The following is a 21,161-nucleotide window of genomic DNA, read 5'->3' on the forward strand; positions in this document are numbered from 1 at the left end:
CTCGCTTAGAGCAACGATACTGGTGGAACAATGGCACGGTTCGCGCGCATTGAGTTTTCAATCTCAGCTTTACGTGCGGCTAGATCAGGTTCGGCAGCAATATCGCTCACATCCAACTTGCCAGCGATGGCAATACGGCGTTGACGCTCTGCGTTCGGGATAGTGATCAGCAACTCCAGATAGTCGCCAAGCAAGCTAATGCACGGCGTTGGAAGCTGGAACGAATCAAACGGTTCATTGAGTACGTTTTGCATGTACATCAATGTCAGTGGAAATATTTCTGCGCTCGTTAACTTCAGTTCAAGAACGTTGCCCCAAACCTCGCTACGTACATAACGGCCACGGTCATCTTTGACCACCAGCCTTGCAGCAAAGTCGGACGGCAATTCAAACTGATTATTATCGGCTAAGTCGCTTTGGTGGATGCGGATTTTCGTGGTAAATCCGGCAGTCTCTTGGTACTTGGCCAGCGCTTTACGCAGTAGGCTTAACAGCGCCTTTTCGTCGTCGTGCAGCAAGACAGGGAATCTCGTTTTCACGTCTTCGAGTAGTTCAGTTGGTGTCATGGCCACTCCGGTAGTGGCGGCGCATTTTGAGATAGGGGATAGGCTTGGTGAATCTTAAACTAAACTAATGGGGGAGGCGATAGATTATCTTTCTATAATAGCTCGGCACTTCAGTTACTACTGGTCGTATTTGGGTCGGGTAATACACATTTTTCTACACTGAGGCCACACTTCTCCACTATTAGAAGTGTTCTGAAATGTACGCTAATAACCAAGTGCCTATGTTATATACAGGAAGCCTACTTTGAAAAGTCTGAGGAACATCATATAAAATTATTGCAGCGCATCTGAATTAAAGTATTGAAAGATTTCTGAGCGACTGATGGCAATGCCCTTAGACGTTTTTGAGCTTCTAAATTATTCTCTATCCTTAGACAGTTTTCCGTATCCATAACTATGCGGGCTAAGCGCTTGTTACCAAACGTCAGCGCTATGTTGCCTAATGTGTGCAGTTCAAGCTCTAATGTATCTAGATCGTTGCTATCAAATGCTAGGTGTATCTTTTCAATTCTCGTCATCGATTCTTTCAAATAACTGTCGATAGCGAGTTCAACGGTTTCAATATCAGTATCTTTAATTAGCCTTTTGAGTACTTTTTCGTCTAAAAGTGGCTCGTATAGTTCAAGTTCAATTACATTTATCATGACGCCTTCCTCGGTCTCATTGCTCATCTGACGATTGTTTGTTTGATAGTGACTCTGAGTTATTACTTACTTGGCTATTTGCTTGGCTGTCACCTGTATTATCTTGGTGAGACTCAGACATGATCATTCCTTCAGAGCCATCACCGAGAGTCATTTCAATCTGCTGCCAGTTGCCTGCTGCAATAGTAGTGTTATTAATAATGACACCAGCGCTCATATCACCACCTAGAACACCGTGGTGTTTGGATCCAGAATTTCTATTTCTATCTCGATTTTCTTGTAATACCAGAGAGGTTTGAGCATTACGCGCAGGAAAGTCGTAAGGGTGTGGGCCTCTGACAGGGTCTTGAGGTCTAGCGTTGATAGAAACAGAAACTAGAGTCAAAAGAAAAAAAGTGGTCAGCTTATACATAGTAACTCCTTGTAGAGCCGCGAGAAAAGTTATCTCGCGGCACCTATTTAGTCAGTTTAGTTGATACCATCTACTTTTACATCTAAGTTGTTACCGACTGAGGTTGCAGAAGAGCTAACAAAAGGGTCTGTACCTGAGTAATCGGTTGTTAATGCAACATCAACAGTGGATAGCGAGTTGATGTTTGCAGAAGATGACTGAACATTGTTCGCCAGCATAAATGCATCTTGATCTGATGTGGTGGTCAAATCCATCGACATATTGTTGGCAACAGCGGTAGCAGCGCTATCTACGGAAGCATTAATAGTGCCTAATACAGAAGAGGTAGCACTGATGTTGCCGATAAGGAGTAAGTCGTCCCCAGCAAAGCTTTGACTAGAGTCGATATCCATTTGGACATCTGAACTGATGCTTGCGTTGTTACCTACAGCGGTCGCAGTACTTTCTACACTCGTTTGGCCACCAAGTAGTGGGTCGAGCGAGACATTTTCGGCACCGATGATAGAGCTTGTAGCTAATACACTACCGACCATATCCTGCTCGTTTTCTACCATTGTAAGTCCTGTCGGTGTCACATCAGTGTTAGCACTAATTGTTTGAGTTACGGTTGTGTCAACGGAAGCATTCCACTCCCAATATACGACATCAAACGCGTTCGCTCCAAAGCTAACAAGACCAAAAAGACCTAAAGATAGTGCTACTTTGTTGATTTTTACAGTTTTCATAATATTTCCTTAAATGACTGATTAATCACTTTACAATTGTTGCTCTCGTCCGTTAGTGGAAACTTGAGGCCTTCCACAAGCATGTTGTACACGGCAATCTCTATGACCGAACGTACGCCTAGCTGAAGTGGTTCATTTTTAACGCTGCCAGCGTCAAACTCGACCAACTGGTTGTCGAAGAAACGATAGACCCCAGTTTCTACCTCAAATCCAATAACTTGCTTCTGTAGGCTACTGACATAAATTGTTTGTAACGTCCTTACATCAACCAACCTCAGATCAATGCCTACATTAATGACTGCTCTTCTTACTCCACCTCCGATTAATCCAATATATAACCTTGCTCCATCTGAAAGAATGTTATAATTCAGTTCAGTCAGAGCGCCTAGAACCACAAAGTTAGCGGGGATAGCGGATAACTTTTTGGTTTCACCCTTGAAGGCCCCATTTTCGTATAGCTGCTGTTCCGCTATAGGGACTCTAATGTCTAATCTTTCTGTTAAAACAACGCGCTTTGTTTTGTATAAGGCACTTATTATCATTTCTGATACGCCTTGAGATAAGGCGGTGCTGTCGTTGAATGTTGAATAAGATAGCTGGCCTGTTTTATCAACTACTTGACCAACTGTGAAAACTGGTAACTTATCGGCTTTAATATTAGATAGACTCGATAAGCACTTTGAATATGGAGTTTCATTTGTAAGTACTGGACTACTAAAATAAGGTTCTACTATGTCGGATTCATATTTAAGTCCGTTTGAGCATCCAGTGGCTAGTAAAGATAGAATTAAAGTAGATATCGAGTTCTTCATATTAAATCTCCCTTTTACTGTACTTAAGCACTTAGCATGCCAGCTTTTTAAGTCCTTAAATATCAGGAGGATACGTTTGTAGCTTTTATTATGAGAAATTATTTAATATTTATTTGTTGATATTTGTCATTGTGATTCTCAGAATGAGAAAAATTAGATAAAAAACTTAACTGGTCCGATGTTCTAATGTTTTTAAATTGATTTTTACTTATTATTCATATGTAAAGTAAAAATATATATTATTTTTCTTGGTGATTTTATAAGGGGAGGATTTAATATTAAGGGGTTTGATTGTTATCAAGACTTATAGAGGAAATGATGTGAGTTTGACATCCTCCCCTAGCTGATTCGCTAGGGGATTCCCATTACATGGGCGCACGCTAAATTGCTTTAGGTGCAAGTTCCTGATTCATCAAGCGGCTAACGCCGACTCTCCACAGGCTAACAAGCGGTGTCCCCGCTCTAAAATATTTAATGCGCCAACAATATCTGCATTGTTGGTGTAACCACACTTAATACACGCAAAATGAGATTGAGTTTTACGGTTATCTTTCGATACATGACTGCAACAAGGGCAGGTTTGGCTTGTGTATTGCGCTGGCACAGCGACAACTAAACCACCATTCCATAATTGCTTGTACTCTAGTTGTCTTCTGAACTCATACCAACCCTGATCAAGTATTGATTTGTTCAGCCCTGACTTAGCTTTCACGTTTTTACCGTGCTTTTCTGCATTACCTTTTGCTGACTTAGACATATTTGATACACGTAAGTCCTCAATCACTATCATCGCGTGGTTCTTGCTGATTTGATGTGAGGCTTTATGTAAGTAGTCCTTGCGACAATTCGCAATGAGAGTGTGTAGCTTTTGAATTTTGGCTTTCTGTTTCTGCCAGTTAGCAGAAAACTTAACCTTTCTTGATAGCTTGCGCTGTTCGACAGCTAAGCGCTTTTCATGCTTACGGAATGCGTTAAGCGGTTTTAGATATGAGCCGTCTGACAATGTGACTAACTTGGCAACACCCATATCAATACCAACGGCAGAGCTAGAGGTATGCTTAGGTTCATCAATTTCTTGCTCAACTTGGAACGAGATATACCAGTGACCAGACTGAAAACTAACAGTACAGTTCTTAATGTTGCCTTGTACTTCTTGTGATTTGCGAAACTTCAGCCAGCCAAGCTTGCTCGGTAGCTTTACACGCTTACCATCTAGTTCGCAGTATTTGTTGAAGTTAACAAAGCGCACTGAATCTTGGTTTTTGCCTTTCTTTTTAAATCTAGGCTTATCAGCAGCTAATGACTTGTCGAAGCATCGCATCCAAGCCGTATGAAGGTCTTTGAGCTTTTGCTGTAGATTGTCAGTGTATGCCTCTTTGAGCCAAGCAAGATCGTCTTCTTTCTTCCATTGCGTGAGTTGCTTACACAGTTCAGCGTAGTTCGGGATCTTCTCGCCAGAGTCCAACTTGTTTAAGCAGTGGCGCAAGCCTTGATTCCACACAAATCGAGCATGACCGCAAAGCACAGCAAGTCTAGCCGCTTGGGTAGCGGTAGGCTCTAACCGAAATTTGTATGCTTTGCGTATTAACATGACAATCAGTGTGAATCTTGATAATGTATTTATATTATCAACTTACATCCAAAAGGCAATATCAGTGTGTAATGATTTTAATAAGGGTAGGCATAGTTGTTATTCACTGCATTTACATATCGTTTTCGTGACAAAATACAGAAAGAAAGTGTTTGGAGATTTTCATCTACAAAGTCTTGAGGCGACTTTCAGGGAGCTTTGTTTGGGCTTTGATGCGGAGCTAAAGGAATTTAACGGAGAGCCTGACCATGTTCATTTGCTAATATCAACATCTCCGAATACACCTAGCGTTGCAAAATTGGTGAACTCGTTAAAAGCAACCAGTTCACGCAGGATTCGCAGGGAATTTAATGATGTAGCAGGAGCGTTTGGTAAGAATGTGCTTTGGAGTCGGTCTTACTTTGCTGGAACATGTGGAGGTGCGCCACTAACTGTTATTCGTCAGTACATCGAGCAACAGGATAGACCGCATTAAGGCGCTATCGCACCTTTGGCTATTCCCCTCCCTGCTCTTTCGCAGGGAGCACCCTAGCCATTAAAGGTGGAATCAAACATAGTACAAGCGTATGAATAGTGATGCTGCCTGAGTTGTTGGCACCCTGGGTAGAAGATACTTCTTGTTTACAATTGTAAAACACCCTTGCAAAATAAATAATTGTGGTAAGCAGTAGCGGACTCATTTGTTAAGCCACTAGCATAGTGGGCTTCTTACAATCAACGGCGAAGCTAAAATCAGAAAAATATAAAACTTAGCACACATGGTGTATCTGTTCGTTGCCATTTGTTACTTGGTGACGTTTTGAGCATTAGAAATAATTTTTTGTAATTAGAGGGTATATATGGCAACTCAACTTGAAGAGTTTGAGCCGTCGGCTTGCTTAGATAAAAAACAGTCTATACAAGCCTACATCGATGAAGCGGCAAACACTGGTGAGCCTGCAATCATTGCAGACGCTTTGGCGGCTGTAGCAAAGCAAAAAGGTATCGAGAACACTTTACACCCACCTGATAATCCATCGTTGTCATCGTTTATTGCATTGGCAAACTTGTTGGGGGTATCTGTTAAATTGGGGATCAATCGTACATGATCGCTTTAAGCTATTCCGGCTTTTCGGCAATTTCTCTGTAAACTCGCATCTGATTAGAGGAGCGGGAAGTGCGATAGCTGTTTAATCTGAGGTCGATTGATTATCTACATAGGCTTTTAGTGTTTCAGTTGCCGCACAGCAAAGCATGTATGAGAGCATAGAGCGGAGAATCTACATTGTCTCCTGAGGCGCGTATTGGAATTACCTAAATCATTGTGACATAAACACTCAACTTAAGTGAAATACCGAGCGTTGCGAACCTAGCTTTAAACGCTTTGCTAGGCATTTCTCATGTAGTTACACGGACCAATCTTACGCGGCTGCAACCCATAGCCCCTAGCTTCATAGATTTGAAAAATCGTGTGTATTACATAAAGAGGAATAACTAACTCTTCTTTTTTAGAATTTTGCTGCTAAGCCATTGAGCAACGCTATCACAAAAAATAACCATAGCACCGTAAACACAAATCCCAACGTTTGGTATGGGACATACCAAACGTTGGGAATCAGTCTTAAACGTATTGTTATACAAATTTAGTAACTGTATCTAAAACCGAGACTAGCATTGATCCCACCACCATCGCCAATTTGATCTTGATACCTTTTAATACCGCCATGATATGAGCAGGTACCAGAACCGACGCTATCGGATTCAGTACCGTCATTACACTCAGTTGGTGAGGTCAGATCAATGTGATAGCGATAGCCTACTGATAATTCTGCGTTCCAGTGCTCAGAGATTGAGTAGCTCCCTGTGAAACCTACGGGAAATGAAAGAAGTGCATTAGTGTTCTGGAACCGTTCATAATCGATGTATGATATGCCAACACCCATGTTGAATAGTAAGTCTAATTTTTCACCATCGATTAATTTAAAGTTATAAGCCCCAGAAAGATCAAAATAGCTTAGATCATCAGAGCTATTCATCATATCTAATTCTAGGTATATAGTTTTGTCTTCCTTCCATGCATATCCAATCGTTACGCCTTGAGCTGATGTTGATATTTGGTCGAATTCTAGTTGTTGAACTCCATATTCAACGTATGGACCAGAGGCAAATACGTTGCTACAAAATAATAACGAGGCAAGCATTAGATGTTTATTCAAAGTATTACTCCTATATTTGAGGTAAGCTTTCCATGTTGTATGTTTTCTGTGCTTAAATATTTGTATAACGCTCTGCTAAGGGGTTAACAGCGTAATACTGAAGACGACGTATGCTACCTTAAACACACAAAGCACGCATAGTAAAAATGCCACGTGTTGCGACTCAATCTTGAACGCTTTGTCATGCGATTGGATCACGATAATTAACTTTAGTTATTACTTACATTGACATGTGGAACCTTGCTTACTATCTGTTAATTCAGTCATTTATGACTAGGAAGCAACTTAAATCAATTAGGAGAAAAATACATGGCTGTGAAACACACACCAACAGGAGTCGTACATAAAGGCGTTAAAGGCGGAAATACTGGGTGTGGTACTGATACCAAGAAACATTCAGATCATTGGCAAAATTCACATGAACGTATTACGTGTGATAAAAATGGTTGTAAAAACTAGCCGATATTCTCACTTAATGTATTGAACAAGTCCTTTGGGGCATTATTCGTGCCCTTTTTTGATCCTATCGCATAACGTCCCTTTAAAGTTCTTGAATAGTTTTTATGTGTTTAGCGCTTTAATAATGGCGTAAGTCTCACCAACCTGAGCATTGTAGTTTCTCAGGCTTAACCACCCATCTAGCAACTGCTTCACTCGATACATTGCTGTCTCTGATAGTGAGCGTTGATGATAGCCGTTCCGCTTTTTCCACTTATTGTTGGAGCCGTAGAGCTTCTGGCAACCTACCGCTAAATTCCTAGGGTGACCATTCTCCCAAAAGGCTGCCCCTTCTCTTGGAGGAATGAGTGGAAATTACAAGACTCGGAGTAAGCAAGTTCCTTTGTTCTTAATTGTTTTGGCGCACTTATGAGCAAATGAATGCTTCGAGTTGAGTTTCATATCGGCCTACTGAAAAGTTAACTATTCGAAAGGTTTTGAACTTTAATTTCTACCGACAGGCATTGGTCACTGGTATAAAATCTTGTTAGTTCTTTAGGTAGTCGTTAAGGGAGCTACTGAAATGAGAAATACGAGCCTGTAAGGGTTGGCCCCATCTTAAAACTAGAATTTCTCGACCCGTTATCTATTAATGAATAGTAAACTTTTTGGTGCGCTTGGTATCGATAGAAGCTCTATAGATGGCCCAATAAGTGGAGACATTACCATCAGACCATTTTGGCTAAGCTTATCATTGCGTTCGGTACTGCGCCCGATTTTTGGTTGAACATCCAACACGCTGTTGATGTTCGGCAAAGTCACCGTGCTATTGAAATTATTCAGCAAAGCATTACACCCCTTGTAACTACCAGATAGATAAGCGATTGACTCCCACTGCCTGTGTGCAATACTGGATGCATTAAACATTTTTAAAAAGTTTCACGGTATGAGCAAAAAGATTGCGGGGGTTAGCCTCCCACCAGCAAAACCTACTGATTTTATTAAAGTAGTAGAGCTAATCGACAAGCTAGACCCAATTAAATACGGTTTTGATAGTAGCGGTAATTACTTGCACTGGAATGACTTCCAGTACCGTTCAAAAGAGTTTAAAGGCGACCAAAAGGGTTACGCTTGGCATGCCCTAAAAATTAGACGTGGCCTTAACGACATTTCGCTTGTTGATGAAAATGGCAATCCGTTCCAGCTTAGTGCCGCCAGTCTCGACGCTAAGCTATTCCGCATCGATAAACAGCTTAAACTAGAAGATTTGCCGCTATCTGCTCAAGACAAAAAGGCACACCTAGTGAAAAGCGTGATTATGGAAGAAGCCATTAGCAGCGCTCAATTGGAGGGAGCGGCCACAACGCGCAAGGTGGCCAAGGAAATGCTTGAAACAGAACGTGAGCCTAAAGATGACTCCGAACGGATGATTATCAATAACTGGCGTTTGATCATGATGGCCGATGAACTTAAGGATGTAGAGCTCACACCAGAATTGATTAGCGGGTTTAATGGCATCGCCACCGATGGAGTGTTAGAGAATGAGCACGTTGCTGGCCAATACAGAACGGATGCAGTCATGGTTAGAGACGTGGCCACTGGCGATATTATTCATGAAGCGCCAGAGCATGAGCACGTTTTGAAGCTCATCGAGCAACTATGTGACTTCGCCAACACCGACCATACCACCAGCACCAATTTTATTAACCCAATCGTTAAGGCTTGTATTCTGCACTTCATGATTGGCTACATTCACCCATTCATGGACGGCAACGGGAGAACGGCTAGGGCGCTTTTCTACTGGTTCATCCTTAAGCATGGTTATGAGAACTTTAAGTACGTCTCGATCTCTGCGCCACTTAAGAGCGCGCCAACCAAGTACGTTAGAAGCTACGTTTACACCGAAACGGACGACAATGACTTAACGCACTTTGTGGACTACCAGCTAACGGTCATCATCAATGCGATTGAGCGCTTTAACGAGTACATCAAGTCTAAGATTGAAGATACGAGAGAGGTGCGCGAACTGCTAGACGACTCCAAGCTTAAGGGCGTGTTGAAACTGCCGCACATTGTGATTCTGGCCAAGGGATTAGAAACCGCCGGACGTGTCTTTTCAGTTAAGGAAATTCAGTCTGATTTTGACGTGTCTCATACCTCTGCGCGCAAGTATCTTGAGAAGCTGGTGGAGCTGAAATTGCTGTTCAAATCAAGGGATGGCAACGAGAATACCTACATTGCACCAGCCGACTTGAAAGATAGGCTAACCAAAGCTTAAGAACATCAAAAAAGCCGCCTAACTGGCGGCCTTTTTGTGGGGAATAGAATAGGCTGGTTTGGCGATTAGAAATCTACCCAGTTGTATTGCAGTGTGATAGCTGGCTTAACAAGTGCTGCTGAATCTTCTGTCGATAGGTCGATCACGTCTGAACGTACTTTTACGTGCTCCAAACGGAATCGATGCGAGGTTGCACCCTTACCCTTAGTTGATTCAGGCGTAGACTCGATAACGACAGTGACCATTTTCTTTTCACGAACGATCTCACGTAGCATTTCTAGCACGGTACCTGTGATCGTTTCTACGCACGTCACCGCGATTTCGCCTTTGTTCTCAAGGGCACCATTTTGGATGTAGCCCAAGCCCATTTGGCCAAAATCTTCTACATCTGCACGACCCATTGCTGGAAACTGAGTCGAACGCACCAAAACGCTAAGATTAGGGTATTCTTCGATTTTCATCTCGAACTCTGTACCCATCATCTTTTCGCCAGCTTGGACGTTCTTAGTGAATCTCTGTTTTAAGAAATTCATATCGCCTTTTGCGTTAAATGCTCCGGCCATAATTACACCTATTCTATTGGAAGTGGTTTGGAATCTGTGACTGATTAATCATTTGCTTAGGAGCGGCGGTAATAGTTACCGTGTTGTAAGCGAAATTCCCGTCTCGCGTCTTAGGTGCGTTAATGTCATAACTCACCTCGCTAATACGCATGGGTAGATTGAGCGCTTTGCCAATCTTGAATCGCGCATCACTTGGAACACGGCCACCAAGGCCATCGGAACTGACTGGAACAGTATTTTGGAGCTCGGGACTTATCATCTGAGCCAGGTATTTAATGGGATCATTGACCTCTGATTTGGCATTGGTGAACGCGACAAATTTCAGCGTTGCTGTGATTTCTGGTGGTTCGTTTCCTTGCCAAACTTGCTGACTGTTCCATAGTGTTTTACTCGTCTTATCCGACACGGTTTGCGCGACTGAGGACGTTTTATCTAGGGCATTGATGTTACCCACGGAATCGCCCTCAAACGGCGCTTCCCATATCGCTCTAAAGGCAAGCTGACACTCATCAGTCATGTAACCAATGACCGTAACCTCTTGACCGCCTATGACTTGTGTAATGGCGCATTTATTGTGGATAGACACGCCATCATCATTAGGTACGCCGACAATTACAGCCATTGCTTACCCTTACTTGTCCATACCGCGAGAATCGCGCATGCGGTTAGACTTTTTGCGAGCTGCTTTAGCCGCTGAGCTGTGAGCTTTCGCGCGCGCTTTCTTAAGTGCTGCTTTTTGTGCTGCACTCATACGGCGCTTACGGCGATTCGTTTTGATGTAAGTTACCTTGCCATCACGGATCACTTTCTTAAGCGCTTCAAGCATCATGGATTCACGAACGGCGAACTCTGCAATCGCTTCGTCTGAGTCCACGTTGTCTAGGCCACGCTCTAGGGATTCAAAGATGCGATCTGCTGCTTCTGGATCTTCCAGTGCTTCTAGCATGTCGCCCTCTTTTGGCTGGCCAACTTGAGCAATGAACTCGCTAGCCGCTTCCTGTAGCGATTCGTATAGTGCTGCTTGGCCATCGGTTAGCTCGGTATCGTCATCGCCACCAGCCATGCCAAATAGCATTGCGTCTAGGTTGTCGATTGAGCTGTCACCACCGTTAACCCACTGAACACAAGCCGCTGCTGCGTCTTGGCGAGCCATGATGGTTGATGCACGATTGATGGATTCAAGAAGTTGGTCTTCTGTTACAGACTCAAAAAATGCAGTTTCAGTTTGTTCCTGCTCGGCCACTTGTGGCATCACAAATGGGCGAGCAAGAACAGAACCCTCAGAAAACATTGATTTCATTCTATTCTTGCTCTTATGTTGATTAACGGATTAGTACAGGTTCACCAAGGATTCGACGCGCAGAGCCAGTTGGACAGAACGACCAAGTGACTCTCCAGTAGTCGATTTCGACTTGCTTGATTTCCAGTGTCCAAGCGCTTTCGCCGTCTTGATCTGGATTACGAGGTGTCACTAGCGCACCAACGGCTTCATAGCCCTCTAGGATGCTGGCCACACCGTCAGTTAGACCCTCAAGCGTTGCACCGTCAGGTTGGTGTTTTAGGCGATTACCTAGTGCGTAGAAGTCGCGTGAGATAGCGTCAGCAATAGACACGACTTGCTCAAAACGTAGGTAGTTTTCAGCCGCAGATGACGTTAGAGAGTCATCAATGAACAGGTTGCCGTTTTCGTCTGTGCCTAGTTTGTTTAGACGTGCCTTGTACATTTCTTGGTAGTTAGGCTCGCCAGCACCTTGGATTGGTTTTAGGCCAGTACGCTGAATAACAGCACGTTCAACACCTGCTGGTGTGTAGTGCCAACCGCCGACCGGAGAGGTCTTAGCAACGCCAAGCGCTTTAGCTGCAAAGCCGATACCCGAGCCGCCCCATACCGCCATGTTGCCGTAGAAACGACACTTAGCTTGGTAAGGGATATGCACGAATGAAGCGCGATGGTTGTTGAAGTTCAGACCTTTTTTGAACTCCAATGCCGCTTCGTGCGTTAGGCGAGGATCAATATCGAAGTAGCCAGAAATGCGTTTGTCTTTACAGATTTGCGCAAGGTCAGTGATTACCGCAGTGTCGTAGCAGCCCAAACCACAAACGTAGTTGTAGCTGTAAACGGTAGTGCGTAGTGCTTTCACTGCTTTCTGGTAGTCGTCAGCCGTAATGTCGCTAATATTGCCGTTGGTCGCGCCAGTGAATTTGGTTTTCGCAATTGCAGTAACTTCGCGTTTCGCTGTTTCTGCATCGATGCGACAAGTTAGGTACTGCGAACGTTCTTCAAGAACAGTCTCGATAAACGCAGCGCTACCCATTTGGTCTACTGCTGTAGGCTCTAGGGATACAACCCATTCTTCTAGCACTACAGAGCCACCAGCCGCCTGTTCTTCCTCTAGGGTAAGAGTGAACATGCCAGCGCCGTAAGTCGCTTCGTCTGCTTTCGCAAGCGTGATAGAGCGGTTATCGGATTGCGCACCGTCTTTGATAGCGATCGCTAAAAATTCGCCATCTTCAAGTGACAGGTCAGCCGAGTAGTTGATCGCTTCGTTAGTGATCGTCACTTCGTCTGCTGGTTTGGTTAGCTTGATAGCTGGATAGGTTGCCGTTTTTGGTACGACACGAACCACAAGGCCATTACCGCCGCGCAAGGCTTCATCAAGAACGCGCATGCCGTCAGCCAATTTGCCAAGGCTTGAGTGGTAAGGCTTACCTAGCTTGTCTAGGAAGTTAGCCGCCGTTACCGGAATCACTTCGAACGGCTTACCTTTTTGAGACACAATCACACCGCCAAACACTAGCTGGTTAGAGCCAGTGCCTTGCTTAGTTGTCGAGTCAGCGTTAATTGGCGAAACCGCAACTTGTGAGACGTTATCCATTGAAAATTCAATCTTACTCATTCTCTGTCTCTTTCAGCGTTAGATCCTGTGCTGCAAGCTGGTCTACAATTTCTTGCAAACCCGCTTGAGCAATACCTTTCACCGCAATCACGTTGTCTTTCGTCATTTCGGTTAGTTGCTCAACCGTTGTCACACCGTGGTTAATCAGTGCTTTTTCAACGCTTGCACTAAGCTCAAGCGCGGATAGCGCTGTGCCGTTATCGCTGGTGGCTGTGTCTGGTTGCTTTTGAACTTCTGGTAAAACCGTTGGCTCAAGGCGAACCGAAACGAGGCCGTTTGGATAGGCCGCTTCCACTTCGTGTTTGAAGCGGTTCACGTTGAAAACTGAGAGAGGGAAATCTTTGGCCAGTGGCGGCATAGCGCGACCCTGAACCGTGATTTCCTTTGGTGTGTGGTTGGTGATTAAAACGATCGTTTCTTTCATCGAATCCCCCAAGAGCGGCAGCCCGTAAGACTGCCGCTTACTTGCCTTATGCCGCTGCTGCTAAAGGAGCTTCATCGATAAGTTTCACGCGGTAGAAGTAGTCTTCTCCGTCGAATGGATGGATTTCGCCGTAGGCCAGTTCGTATAGCGTGTTAGACGCTACTAGACCTTTACCGATTGGATGCGTGTACATGGTTGCTGCGATTGCATCACCTGCTACGTAGCCCGCTTCTGAGTGAGAAGAACCGCGACCGTAACAAAGCATGTCGTTCGTACCGATCACTACCGGACACTCGAACACTTTCCACATACCGAACAATTTACCCGCGTAGTGGATAGCGTTTTTCTGTTGGTAGTTAGCCGGAGCAACGAAATACGGAGCACCAAGAGACTTAAGGATTGTTGACGCGCCAGTACCAGCAAAGATACCTGTCATGCCAGTTGTGCGAGTCGCTTGTAGGATCTTCGTAGAAACGTTTAGAAGAACTTCGTTTAGACGTTCACGATGTAGACGCCAATCTTCACCAGCCGCTACGTAGATATTGAATGTTTCTTCGCGCGTACAAGCAAAGTCCATATCTACTAGATGGCGAGTCGCTTTTTCCGATGCCAATGTGTTGCGCATGTGGCTCATCTGTAGAGATTTCAGATCTTGGCCAAACTCGCGTTGCATTGTGAACATCGCTTGGATAGTCGCGTCTGCTGCGATTGCGTTTTGACGTGGGCGTAGCGTGCGAGAGTCCATGTCGTGATCGATAGTTGGGATCAGATCTGGACGTTTCTCAATGTCTACCTCGAACTCGATGTGTAGAACGGTTTCTTCTGGAAGTGCCGATGTTGGAGTAACAGTCACTTTGCCTTTGGCATGGTCAATCTGACAGTTGATCACTACACCGTTGTGAGTACCAGTCATGATTGCACCGCCGTTGCTGTCTAGATCGCGCGCCACTCGCTTGTGGTTTACGAACAGAGAAACGGAAGTCTTAGTGAATGGGATTTCAAACTTGGTGTGTTGTAGGTCAGTCTTAGAGTCAAAGACGTGAGTTGTCTTAGTGCCGTCTGGTTGCTGTTCAGCGACAAACTTGTAGCGCTGACGCATAGACGAGTATTGGCCAACCGTTGCTTGGTCGATTTCAGTACCCGCAGCGAAGTCACCAAAGTTTGAGCCAGTGCGGCGGTACACTTTGAAGATCTCAACTTCGTTCGCACCCGCTGGGATCATGGTTACAGCGTCAAGTGTTGCTGTTTCTAGAAGAACAGGCAGCACTAGGCCAACCATTTTCGCGCGGATTTCAACACCCTCTGATGTTGATAGAGACTGGTTGATAGACTCAAGCATCATTGCGCCTGTTGAGCCATCGCGCTTAGCGCCCTCTAGCGTCATCATGTTACGCATAGTTGCGTGAGCTGATGCCATTAGCTCATCGCTAGGTAGGTGGCCGTAAGTCTTTTCGTATTCACGTACCGCAGACTGCATGCCTGATACGATGCCAACCGCTGTTTCTTGAGACACTGACTCGAACATAGGCTCATTCGCAATGGCTGACAAAATAGCCGCGCCACGAGAATTGTCGTCAGTTAGAAACATGCCTGTTTGTGAATCGAATTGGGATTCGATACACAGATTACGCATTGCTTGAGCGCCTAAATGAATCGCCTCAATGCGTTTGTTGAAGTTAGAACGTTTATCTGCCATGTAAATAAACCTTAGTTATTAAATGAGTGTGTTCGGAATCGTTAAGCCGCAGAAAAGCGGTAAAAATTCGCTCAATTTCGGATAGTAATTAAGATTTATTGTGAAAAAAACAGGGGTAAATTTTCGTTTAACTTATTGTTATATAATGAATTTGTGTCTTTTTGTGCGCTTTTGTGGGAATGGTAACGACAGGGGATTTCTATGTCGTTGATCGTGTGTTTTTGTTGAGAGAAAAGGGGATAGGAAAGGGCATCTAAAAAAAATTTAAAAAATTTTCAGTTGTTATAGGGTTCCTGCCAAAAAGCCGAACACGTTGCTTAGTAGCTCTTGTGTGTCAGTCTCTAAGCTTGGAAGCTCAACCCCATAGAAAACGGCCAAAAAGTCACGAACAATGAGTTGATAAATGACCACCAGCGCGATGCTCCACATCATAGCGGCGCGTCCAGTACGTACCAATGTGTTAGAGCTGGCCGCTTCAAGCTCTGCCAGTTTGTAGGCAAACTCTTTGCGTTCTTCGTCACTGGTAAACACACGATCACCAAACTCGGTCAGTTCGTGGATAATGCCACCTACTTTCTCGCTGGTGGCGCTCTTAAATAGACTACTTGTAAACACTTTTGCTAGTCCCATCATTAGTTGCTCTCTTTAATGTGTTCTGCGAACGCTTCTGCCAGTGCTACGGCTAGCTTTTCGCGCAGTTCCAATCCCTTTTGTAACGACTCGTCGTTAGACAAAAAGAACGGCTCCAAAATCACGGCTGGCATTTTGGTTTTCATCAAGAAACGCCAACCGCGAGTATCAGTACCAGTGTTCGAGATAGGCTTAAGGCCACGATCACGCTGTCCGATAAGTCCAGCCACCGCTTTTTGTAGGCGCTGAGCAAGTGCTTGACTCTTGTCCGACTTATGCCAATGCAATGTCTCTGAACCTTGAACTGACTTATTGGCCACGCTGTTACAATGTAACTCGATGGCATAGTCAGCGCCCGATTCGTTCACATCACTGATCATCCGTGAGTAGGTGTCTCGATACATGATCACTGGAAGAATGTCTCGCTTATGTAGCTCGGCGGCCAATAAGCTGGCTAGGGGATGATTATAGCCATACTCATTCATTCCGAATGTTTCGTTGTAAGCGCCGCCATCTTTAAAACTATGGCCAACAACAATACAGACTTTTTTCATTTTATAAATTCCCAAACTTAGCTTAACTAATATGTACTTAGGTATTGACTATGTTCGGAATAGGAAGTGTATTTGCTTTACCAGATCGGCATCCCAATCGACTGGTGTCAACTAACGTTGAAACTTCATTTTTAACCTTTGTAATAGCTTCTTGTGCCGCGAACACTTACCTCGCGGCTTTTTTTTGCCTGCAATTTAGAAAAAAACCAGCGCGAACGCTGGCTTTGCTTGGATTATGGTCGGTTTTGAACGGGCTCTATCTTGTTTGATTTGAAGTAATCAAGAACAGGATTAACTCGATAGGGTTCTACGTGGAAGCTGGCCATCACCTGATCTTTACGCATCAAGTAAAACTGATTTCCGCTGTATCGCACCGCATCAAATATCACGTTCATTCTGCACCCATCGTACATGTATTCTCCCTCAACACTGAGGCTTTTGCGTATCACAAAGGATAGTCGCGCCTTGGTGGATTTAAGCTCGTTTCGAGCTCTAAATAGGTTAATTGCTAGTACGATGATAAGCGACATTAATCCGCATAGTTCATATGCGTTTAAATAAACTGAATAACTCATTTTGTCTTTTTTCTAGTGCGAATAGGAAAGGGTTTAGCAACAAAAAACATTCTACAGTCTAAATACCTCTGCTGTCGCGTATTTGATGCTCGTTTTTTTCGTCTGGTTGCTACAAATGGTAAATGAAATCGCCTTAGTGAAGTAGCCTAACGCTAAGGTGCGTTCCTCTTTCGACGCAATGATCATTGCGTCAATCACCGTGCTTGAGCTGGTCACGCCACCAGCAAGGGGAGCCATGATCTCGTTTAGCGCATTCGCTTGGCTTTCTAGTTCTGGCGGCAAGTCTGGTGGCGGTAAGGTTGCACCGTTATCTGACTCACTGCCGCTTGTTGGCGGCGTTAATGCAGTATTGATTTGCGCCATAAGAGATACGGCTGCATCCACATGGCCAGAAAGACCATTGATCACTGCCTCAAGCGCTTTCAGTTCTTCCTTGCTGGTAATTGGCAAGATACTCGGAGCGGGTACGTTGTCCTCTGTACCATCAACCTTGTGTTTGATGTTCACACCAATAGACACTTGTTCGAGGTCGGTTGGGTCGGTGATCAACACTAGGTGCTCATTCCATTGCGTTAACGTGGCCACCGTTGCGCTCACTGAGTCATTCAAACCCTTAAGCGTTACCACTAACTGCGATGCGCCTTGGTAGTCCTCAATATCCTCGCTCACGCAGCCTGATAGCTTCCCTGACAAGCTTTCACACTTCACCTTAAGGGATTTGCCTCGGGTAAGGTTCTCCGCTTCCTTAAGGCCGCCTACGTCTAAAAACTGGCGAAACTGTTCGATTTGCTCTTGTGTGTCTAACATCAAATTGCCTCAATCAATCGTCATCAAGTCGTTACCGTTTACCAGCGTAGCGCCACACCCAAGGGCATCGCCTACCACGGCGACCGGAACGCCATTAACAGTAAGTTTTGAACTACCAGTTATAACGCCTACGTGCGGCGGGTTATCTGGTTTTACGTGCATGACGGATATATCACCCGTACCTAATACATTGATTCCATTCACGGTCAGTAGTGGCTGGCCAGAAACAAAAACACCTGGACTAAAGCCACCATGACCACTATCCACACTCCCTACAATTCCTACGGCTGGCATAGTGCATTACCCTAATGTAAATGGAGCTGCGGCAGCCTTAACAGCGAACTGGCCACCAGCATCGATATTGACGTTACCACTTGCTTTAATGGTCACTTCATTGCCCTCTAGGTTGGCTTTACCGGAGGCTTTTACGGTTGCATCACCACCCGCTTCGATGTTCGCATCGCCTTTCACTTTGATAGTTAGTGCGCCTCCGATTTGCTCGAATGTGTTCCCTGTTGAGCTGCGAAACGCATTGCCCTCGACGTGAATAACACATTGGCCATCTGGCGTAATTTCAATGGCCGTACCGCTTTGGGTATGCGTTACTGAGTAGCCGCCTTGATGCGTGATGAGCTCACGCAAACCAAATCGCACAAAGAGCGCATCTTTGCGGTCATAGGCTGGTGGCTCGGGTTCTCCATCGGCTCGTTTAGGCTGATAGGCTTCGCCGTTCACCTCGCTTGGTAGGTACGACTCATAGTTAGGCGCGTAGTAAAGCGATCCGGTAATACGGGGATAACGGGTATCGCCATTACGAGGAAAATCCACCCAAACCAGATCCCCTTTTTCCACTGGCACTGCATGGCCACCACTCGGTTTTGCGCCCAATGGCAGTAGAAACTCGGCAAAAGGTAAATCCTTATCGGGGATTGCATCCCAATAACCAAGCAAGCGAACGGATACCATGTACAAGCCTTTCGGATGGACGGTATTTACCACTTCGGCCTGATAGCTACCAAACAAGCGGTTAGTGACGTTGGTGCGTGTTCTGTTCTCTGACGAATCGCTCATAGGTTTCTGACTCCCAACTCGATACGACACTGATACCGGTTCCCACGTTGACAATGGGCGACACGGTTCATGATTTGTTTCTCTGGCATGGACTCATCCAGCTCGGTAGCGGGTAGCCGTTTATGGAATAGCACTGAGCACACCGAAAGAGGCGTAAAGGCAGTATTTCCGGTAAGTTCCACATCCAAAATAGGGATGATGGCCATGTGTTGATTATTCAGCGCCTTGGCTTGTGGAACGCTGACCATGACCATCGCGCCCGAACGTTGGCCACCTTGGAAGCCCTCGACGGTATCCCAAGAGGCATAGTTACGGTTAAGAACGCGCTCAAACAGGGCTTCCTCTCCGATAATGGAGTAGTTCGCAATGCTGTGCTCTGCTTCCTCTGGATTCGACTGTTCCATCTTGAATTGCTCGCTCATATCCATGTTCTTGAGCGACTTAAAGTGCATAACACCACGGCAGATAAACGCCACTGAGCCGTAATCTCTGGCCATTGTTCGAATTAAGCGAGACTTAGTACCACCAGCATTTAAATGGTACGTAGCGCCACGTTCAAAGCTGTCACATTCGATTTTTAGATCGGGTAATAGCTCGGCCAGAATGTCTTTAGGCTGCATTTCAACAAAGAATCGAGGCGTTGTGACTGGCTCTTTAAGTAGGTGCGCATCCTTTTGGAATGCTTGAACGGTAAGCATACCGTCAGCGCTGGTGGACTTGGCCACAATGAATTTTTCAATCCAAACCTGATCGCCTCGCTCGTTCACATCGGCCATCGTGACCTCGATCTCTGAACCGCGCTTAATCCCGTAGTCATCCCGATAAACGGCAGCCTGATCCATGATTTCCATAACCAGCTTGTTGCCGTCCATCGAAGCACACTCAATGTAGGTAAACGAATGAATGTGCTCGATAGGGATGTCATTTTCGTTGGTGACAACTTTTTGGGCGAGAAAGTATTCTTTGTTACTCAATGACTCGGCCTCCCACACCAATCGCACCCTGACGGACAGCGATCGACTCGGCCTCATAAACCTCTGCAATCACTTCAAAAGAGATTGAGGAAGCAAACAGGCGAGTATTTTCATGGTCTACTTCGGCGGGTTCGGTCATCGCATCTTTACGGCCACGTATCTCGATGTTGATTTCCATTTCAGTACCCGCGAGCATGGTTTTCGCTCTGAATACATGTTTACGCTTGCCCTTGGTATGACGTAGCCAAACCATTAAACCTAGCGCTAGGCGGCTAAGGGTAGACTGGTTCCAAGCTAGGGCATTAATGCGGTAGGTAAGCGCGACAAAGGACTTATTAATCACGGCATAAGGCTGGCCTTGTTCATTGGCCAGTTCGCCATAGTCAGCAATATCGACGTACTCCCCGCCATCAACAAACCCAATCACCGGATCGCGCGTGATGTAGCAAACAGGTAAAAGCTCATTACGGTTTGCTTTCACCTTGTCGCCCAATTTTGCCGTTAACTTAGATAGGAATGACACTGGATCGTTAAAGTTGCCGTAGTAAATCTTTCTCGACTTATCACGGCCAACAAAGCGAGAAAACTCACTGTTCTCTCGCCGTTTAGTGTCAGTCACAACTAAGGAATCAAGCACGTTCTGGAAAAAGGCAGCCACCGCACGATCAATGTCGGTTAGCTCTGTGTGTTCCACCTTGCCATCGAATGTCACTACATCGCATGGGATTTCAAAGAACGCATCGTCCAGTTGCATGATTAGTCCTCCAAATCGTCCAGCTCGTAATACTTACGGCCTTTCACGATAGTGATGCACTTATCGCTTCGGTGTAAGGTCACATCGAACTTGTGGAAGTTGCTCGTTAGGATAGGGAGGTAAGCCGATACTGGCTCATTGCGCTGGTAGCCGTCTCGCGTTTTGCGGCCTTTACCGGATCGGTTGCCCTCATAGATTTGAATGACCGCGCAATCAAAATCAATCTTGGCCATATCTGCGATCGCTGCGTCTAGGTCTTTGCACACGTTAAGTACGTTCGCGCATAACATGACGCAAAAACGGCGTTTTGAGCTGTCAATTTCGGCAATATTGTTTACTACGCCTTTCGCTTTCGAGTTCGGGTCATAGTGAGTGACCGTCATGATCTGCTTGTGGTAGTTAGTAAGGTATTCTTCTGTTAGGTCGGGAAACTTACCGCAACCAAAGTTAAGAATGTTGTTCGCGTATGACCAGTTAGGTGCAAGTCTACTAAGGCGCTTGGCACTGGCTGGCACTTGCTTTCGGCTAGTCTGTAATGTCATGCCCACTCCATAA

26 protein-coding genes and 1 pseudogene are annotated in these 21,161 nt (G+C 45.2%); 4 read left to right on the forward strand and 23 right to left on the reverse strand.

Annotation, left to right across the window (positions count from 1 at the left end; translation table 11 throughout):
• Positions 1-5: 5 nt before the first annotated feature.
• From R8269_RS14840 to R8269_RS14865, 6 genes are all read right to left on the reverse strand, one after another.
• Positions 6-566 (reverse strand): hypothetical protein, encoded by a 561-nt coding sequence (locus R8269_RS14840; protein ID WP_206954286.1) that lies wholly within the window; start codon positions 564-566, stop codon positions 6-8.
• Between the two features lie 263 nt (positions 567-829).
• A complete protein-coding gene (locus tag R8269_RS14845; RefSeq protein WP_213971735.1) occupies positions 830-1,210 on the reverse strand; it encodes an Hpt domain-containing protein in 381 nt (126 codons plus the stop codon).
• 16 nt (positions 1,211-1,226) lie between these two features.
• A complete protein-coding gene (locus tag R8269_RS14850; RefSeq protein ID WP_213971734.1) occupies positions 1,227-1,622 on the reverse strand; it encodes a hypothetical protein in 396 nt (131 codons plus the stop codon).
• 56 nt (positions 1,623-1,678) lie between these two features.
• Positions 1,679-2,347, reverse strand: a complete 669-nt coding sequence (locus tag R8269_RS14855; RefSeq protein WP_318122402.1) for a hypothetical protein — start codon at positions 2,345-2,347, stop codon at positions 1,679-1,681.
• Complete coding sequence (locus R8269_RS14860) at positions 2,344-3,159, reverse strand: CsgG/HfaB family protein (protein ID WP_203512720.1); 816 nt, start codon at positions 3,157-3,159, stop codon at positions 2,344-2,346. Before R8269_RS14860 ends, R8269_RS14855 begins: the two co-directional genes overlap by 4 nt.
• Positions 3,160-3,571: 412 nt before the next feature.
• Entirely contained in the window at positions 3,572-4,750 is a 1,179-nt protein-coding gene (locus R8269_RS14865) for a transposase (protein ID WP_318222581.1), read from the reverse strand.
• Here R8269_RS14865 and tnpA point away from each other — a divergent pair.
• Together tnpA and R8269_RS14875 are read left to right on the forward strand one after the other, a co-directional pair.
• Complete coding sequence (gene tnpA, locus R8269_RS14870) at positions 4,749-5,225, forward strand: IS200/IS605 family transposase (protein WP_318222582.1); 477 nt, start codon at positions 4,749-4,751, stop codon at positions 5,223-5,225. The two genes, R8269_RS14865 and tnpA, sit on opposite strands and share 2 nt — an antisense overlap.
• Positions 5,226-5,589: 364 nt before the next feature.
• Positions 5,590-5,838, forward strand: a complete 249-nt coding sequence (locus R8269_RS14875; protein WP_017635630.1) for a hypothetical protein — start codon at positions 5,590-5,592, stop codon at positions 5,836-5,838.
• Positions 5,839-6,372: 534 nt separating this feature from the next.
• Here the strand turns inward: R8269_RS14875 and R8269_RS14880 are convergent.
• A complete protein-coding gene (locus R8269_RS14880; RefSeq protein ID WP_136976922.1) occupies positions 6,373-6,945 on the reverse strand; it encodes a hypothetical protein in 573 nt (190 codons plus the stop codon).
• 309 nt (positions 6,946-7,254) lie between these two features.
• Here R8269_RS14880 and R8269_RS14885 point away from each other — a divergent pair, with 309 nt between their 5' ends.
• On the forward strand, positions 7,255-7,404 hold the full coding sequence (locus tag R8269_RS14885) for a hypothetical protein (protein ID WP_017635632.1): 150 nt from the start codon (positions 7,255-7,257) through the stop codon (positions 7,402-7,404).
• Between the two features lie 102 nt (positions 7,405-7,506).
• Here R8269_RS14885 and R8269_RS14890 read toward each other — a convergent pair.
• Positions 7,507-7,755 (reverse strand): annotated as a pseudogene (locus R8269_RS14890) (IS5/IS1182 family transposase); the annotation flags it as partial.
• Positions 7,756-8,329: 574 nt separating this feature from the next.
• Between R8269_RS14890 and R8269_RS14895 the strand changes: the two are divergent.
• Positions 8,330-9,661, forward strand: a complete 1,332-nt coding sequence (locus R8269_RS14895; protein WP_176311846.1) for a Fic family protein — start codon at positions 8,330-8,332, stop codon at positions 9,659-9,661.
• A gap of 65 nt (positions 9,662-9,726) precedes the next feature.
• On the opposite strand, the gene R8269_RS14900 is transcribed toward R8269_RS14895, so the two are convergent.
• The 15 genes from R8269_RS14900 to R8269_RS14970 form a co-directional block, all read right to left on the reverse strand.
• Positions 9,727-10,224, reverse strand: a complete 498-nt coding sequence (locus R8269_RS14900) for a hypothetical protein (RefSeq protein ID WP_017635634.1) — start codon at positions 10,222-10,224, stop codon at positions 9,727-9,729.
• Between the two features lie 13 nt (positions 10,225-10,237).
• Positions 10,238-10,846 (reverse strand): hypothetical protein, encoded by a 609-nt coding sequence (locus R8269_RS14905; protein WP_017635635.1) that lies wholly within the window; start codon positions 10,844-10,846, stop codon positions 10,238-10,240.
• Positions 10,847-10,855: 9 nt separating this feature from the next.
• Complete coding sequence (locus tag R8269_RS14910) at positions 10,856-11,524, reverse strand: hypothetical protein (protein WP_049879884.1); 669 nt, start codon at positions 11,522-11,524, stop codon at positions 10,856-10,858.
• Between the two features lie 22 nt (positions 11,525-11,546).
• Complete coding sequence (locus tag R8269_RS14915) at positions 11,547-13,121, reverse strand: hypothetical protein (RefSeq protein ID WP_206954289.1); 1,575 nt, start codon at positions 13,119-13,121, stop codon at positions 11,547-11,549.
• On the reverse strand, positions 13,114-13,545 hold the full coding sequence (locus tag R8269_RS14920) for a DNA-directed RNA polymerase subunit alpha C-terminal domain-containing protein (RefSeq protein WP_206954290.1): 432 nt from the start codon (positions 13,543-13,545) through the stop codon (positions 13,114-13,116). The genes R8269_RS14915 and R8269_RS14920 overlap by 8 nt, the downstream gene beginning before the upstream one ends.
• A gap of 46 nt (positions 13,546-13,591) precedes the next feature.
• On the reverse strand, positions 13,592-15,241 hold the full coding sequence (locus R8269_RS14925; protein WP_206954291.1) for a hypothetical protein: 1,650 nt from the start codon (positions 15,239-15,241) through the stop codon (positions 13,592-13,594).
• A 282-nt stretch (positions 15,242-15,523) separates the two neighbouring features.
• Positions 15,524-15,874 (reverse strand): hypothetical protein, encoded by a 351-nt coding sequence (locus tag R8269_RS14930; RefSeq protein WP_042522741.1) that lies wholly within the window; start codon positions 15,872-15,874, stop codon positions 15,524-15,526.
• A complete protein-coding gene (locus R8269_RS14935; RefSeq protein ID WP_206954293.1) occupies positions 15,874-16,425 on the reverse strand; it encodes an N-acetylmuramoyl-L-alanine amidase in 552 nt (183 codons plus the stop codon). Before R8269_RS14935 ends, R8269_RS14930 begins: the two co-directional genes overlap by 1 nt.
• A gap of 233 nt (positions 16,426-16,658) precedes the next feature.
• Entirely contained in the window at positions 16,659-16,820 is a 162-nt protein-coding gene (locus tag R8269_RS14940) for a hypothetical protein (RefSeq protein WP_155396901.1), read from the reverse strand.
• 231 nt (positions 16,821-17,051) lie between these two features.
• Positions 17,052-17,807: a hypothetical protein gene (locus R8269_RS14945; RefSeq protein ID WP_206954295.1), complete on the reverse strand. Its 756-nt coding sequence runs from the start codon at positions 17,805-17,807 to the stop codon at positions 17,052-17,054.
• A gap of 9 nt (positions 17,808-17,816) precedes the next feature.
• Positions 17,817-18,101, reverse strand: coding sequence for a PAAR domain-containing protein (locus tag R8269_RS14950; RefSeq protein ID WP_042522745.1), 285 nt, complete (start codon positions 18,099-18,101; stop codon positions 17,817-17,819).
• A gap of 6 nt (positions 18,102-18,107) precedes the next feature.
• Positions 18,108-18,878, reverse strand: coding sequence for a hypothetical protein (locus tag R8269_RS14955; protein WP_206954297.1), 771 nt, complete (start codon positions 18,876-18,878; stop codon positions 18,108-18,110).
• On the reverse strand, positions 18,875-19,852 hold the full coding sequence (locus R8269_RS14960; RefSeq protein ID WP_206954299.1) for a hypothetical protein: 978 nt from the start codon (positions 19,850-19,852) through the stop codon (positions 18,875-18,877). The genes R8269_RS14955 and R8269_RS14960 overlap by 4 nt, the downstream gene beginning before the upstream one ends.
• The gene (locus R8269_RS14965; protein ID WP_206954301.1) at positions 19,845-20,606 is read right to left on the reverse strand and encodes a hypothetical protein; all 762 of its coding nucleotides are present in this window, start codon (positions 20,604-20,606) and stop codon (positions 19,845-19,847) included. The genes R8269_RS14960 and R8269_RS14965 overlap by 8 nt, the downstream gene beginning before the upstream one ends.
• A gap of 2 nt (positions 20,607-20,608) precedes the next feature.
• Positions 20,609-21,148, reverse strand: a complete 540-nt coding sequence (locus R8269_RS14970) for a hypothetical protein (RefSeq protein WP_069497720.1) — start codon at positions 21,146-21,148, stop codon at positions 20,609-20,611.
• Positions 21,149-21,161: the final 13 nt, after the last annotated feature.

The sequence above is a fragment of the Vibrio sp. Vb0667 genome (assembly GCF_033391095.1).

Coding starts and splice junctions, on each gene's coding strand:
- R8269_RS14910 (WP_049879884.1), bottom strand. CDS start 11,524: ATGAAATCAATGTTTTCTGAGGGTTCTGTTCTTGCTCGCCCATTTGTG.
- R8269_RS14970 (WP_069497720.1), bottom strand. CDS start 21,148: ATGACATTACAGACTAGCCGAAAGCAAGTGCCAGCCAGTGCCAAGCGC.
- R8269_RS14915 (WP_206954289.1), bottom strand. CDS start 13,121: ATGAGTAAGATTGAATTTTCAATGGATAACGTCTCACAAGTTGCGGTT.
- R8269_RS14850 (WP_213971734.1), bottom strand. CDS start 1,622: ATGTATAAGCTGACCACTTTTTTTCTTTTGACTCTAGTTTCTGTTTCT.
- R8269_RS14955 (WP_206954297.1), bottom strand. CDS start 18,878: ATGAGCGATTCGTCAGAGAACAGAACACGCACCAACGTCACTAACCGC.
- R8269_RS14905 (WP_017635635.1), bottom strand. CDS start 10,846: ATGGCTGTAATTGTCGGCGTACCTAATGATGATGGCGTGTCTATCCAC.
- R8269_RS14860 (WP_203512720.1), bottom strand. CDS start 3,159: ATGAAGAACTCGATATCTACTTTAATTCTATCTTTACTAGCCACTGGA.
- R8269_RS14925 (WP_206954291.1), bottom strand. CDS start 15,241: ATGGCAGATAAACGTTCTAACTTCAACAAACGCATTGAGGCGATTCAT.
- R8269_RS14865 (WP_318222581.1), bottom strand. CDS start 4,750: ATGTTAATACGCAAAGCATACAAATTTCGGTTAGAGCCTACCGCTACC.
- R8269_RS14950 (WP_042522745.1), bottom strand. CDS start 18,101: ATGCCAGCCGTAGGAATTGTAGGGAGTGTGGATAGTGGTCATGGTGGC.
- R8269_RS14945 (WP_206954295.1), bottom strand. CDS start 17,807: ATGTTAGACACACAAGAGCAAATCGAACAGTTTCGCCAGTTTTTAGAC.
- R8269_RS14965 (WP_206954301.1), bottom strand. CDS start 20,606: ATGCAACTGGACGATGCGTTCTTTGAAATCCCATGCGATGTAGTGACA.
- R8269_RS14920 (WP_206954290.1), bottom strand. CDS start 13,545: ATGAAAGAAACGATCGTTTTAATCACCAACCACACACCAAAGGAAATC.
- R8269_RS14940 (WP_155396901.1), bottom strand. CDS start 16,820: ATGAACGTGATATTTGATGCGGTGCGATACAGCGGAAATCAGTTTTAC.
- R8269_RS14935 (WP_206954293.1), bottom strand. CDS start 16,425: ATGAAAAAAGTCTGTATTGTTGTTGGCCATAGTTTTAAAGATGGCGGC.
- R8269_RS14840 (WP_206954286.1), bottom strand. CDS start 566: ATGACACCAACTGAACTACTCGAAGACGTGAAAACGAGATTCCCTGTC.
- R8269_RS14855 (WP_318122402.1), bottom strand. CDS start 2,347: ATGAAAACTGTAAAAATCAACAAAGTAGCACTATCTTTAGGTCTTTTT.
- tnpA (WP_318222582.1), top strand. CDS start 4,749: ATGACAATCAGTGTGAATCTTGATAATGTATTTATATTATCAACTTAC.
- R8269_RS14885 (WP_017635632.1), top strand. CDS start 7,255: ATGGCTGTGAAACACACACCAACAGGAGTCGTACATAAAGGCGTTAAA.
- R8269_RS14845 (WP_213971735.1), bottom strand. CDS start 1,210: ATGATAAATGTAATTGAACTTGAACTATACGAGCCACTTTTAGACGAA.
- R8269_RS14930 (WP_042522741.1), bottom strand. CDS start 15,874: ATGATGGGACTAGCAAAAGTGTTTACAAGTAGTCTATTTAAGAGCGCC.
- R8269_RS14895 (WP_176311846.1), top strand. CDS start 8,330: ATGAGCAAAAAGATTGCGGGGGTTAGCCTCCCACCAGCAAAACCTACT.
- R8269_RS14875 (WP_017635630.1), top strand. CDS start 5,590: ATGGCAACTCAACTTGAAGAGTTTGAGCCGTCGGCTTGCTTAGATAAA.
- R8269_RS14900 (WP_017635634.1), bottom strand. CDS start 10,224: ATGGCCGGAGCATTTAACGCAAAAGGCGATATGAATTTCTTAAAACAG.